Raw genomic sequence first — 1,588 nt, 5'->3', positions numbered from 1 at the left:
GCGCTGAAAGGGCGTTTCCGACACTTACCCATCCGACAGTACAGCCCGGCAGAATTGCAGACCATTGCTGAGAAAGTGTTGCCAAATAACCCGCAGGGGAAAATCCTGGCTGAAAAACTGACCAGAAAACATTGTGGTCTGAGGGCTGACCTGAAACAGAAAAAAGTGCCGTTGCAGCCGACCAGTCTTGATTTACAGAATGTGGCCAGGGCCGTCATCCAAGGGGGTGATTTTACCGAAGAAGGGCTTCATCAATGCCTCAATCAGCACTACCGCCTTTATCTGATGGCCGCCAAAATATCGCTGGAGGAGTTGCCCGAACCATCTGCTCTTGCCATGGCTCTTAACATGAGAAGGGGTGAGCTTGATTCCGGACTTTGCAAGTGGTTCAACGAAACAGTATCGGGCATTAACCGTCCCTGGTTGATACGACAAAGTTATCTCAACAGCATCAATGAAAAACACCATGAAATACGTATTAAGGCGGGTCTGGGTGGAGAGGAAGCCAAAACGCAAATCATCAAAATGGTGGCCCAGGCCAAGTGGCAGGCATCCGGTCTTTCCCTGAAACCGGATCAGTCGGACGATACCCTCACCCGGGCACTTTACCGACACTGGCAGCAAAACTGGTTTGATCATAAATTCGGCCAGACAGGCGTAGATGCCAATAGCGTCTTTTCTCTGACGGAAGAAGAGAAACAAACGCTGGCAACACCGGCTTGCCAGCCTTATCTTCGGGAAGCTGATCAGCAGATAGAGGCGTGGAACGCCAATGAAGCTCAATTGTGTCCAGCGCTCTGGCATCAGATCAGTGATCTGCCAAACCATTTGATAGCGGATTTTATTAACGAAGCATCAGCTATTAGCGGTGATGACGCTCCTGAACCATACAATCCAGAAATCCAGGGGGAAGAAGCACCGGCACTGGACCAAAGAACGAACTACGAGGATCAGGACACGCCAAAGGTTGAATTTAAGAGAATTTTTGACAAGCAGAACCATTCCCCTGCAATGGATCGCTGGCGGGCAATGGATATTTATGTGACGCCTGAGGGTGCTGTCAAACAGATCAAGCTCGATGATCGACACTTTCAGGGGGTCGAAGCCCTCATCCCCGATCCGTTACCAGAGAATCTCCGGGAAATGGCATTAACCAGAGATCAAACGCTGGCAACCCTTGAGATGTCATCAAAGAATGGTCGATACCCATTGCCCAGCCTGACGCCTCATGACTCTGTCGTGGCCCTGCGGATAAAACCCAATTTGCCATATAAACTGATCAGGGATCGATATACCGGGCTTCACACACTGTTTATTTCCGGGGCAAAAGCAGACCAAAGTATTCAATGCACTTTTATCGTAGAACCCCGAAAACCGGGCGAAAAAACCAGTGCTAAAAAAGCCCGGCCAGAACGATCAATACTTTTTGACGTCCATTGTTCAGAGGGTGTGAAAAACGTACTGAAAGAGCTATTTGCAAATATTGGCCGACATCCATCCGACAAGATGAAAGAGCTTTTGCGGACGATAAAAAACACTAAAGACACCAGGCAACGAATTAACGCGATCACGGAGTTTTGCAAACAGT

1 protein-coding gene is annotated in these 1,588 nt (G+C 48.9%); it reads left to right on the top strand.

Annotated features, from left to right (window positions below; genetic code table 11):
- Positions 1-1,588, top strand: a 1,588-nt coding sequence (locus tag KDK18_RS05305) for a hypothetical protein (protein WP_257253726.1), incomplete at both ends; no start/stop codon positions are given.

It is taken from the genome of Endozoicomonas sp. SESOKO3 (assembly GCF_024606255.1).
This window is presented reverse-complemented; position numbering and strand designations above follow the sequence as displayed.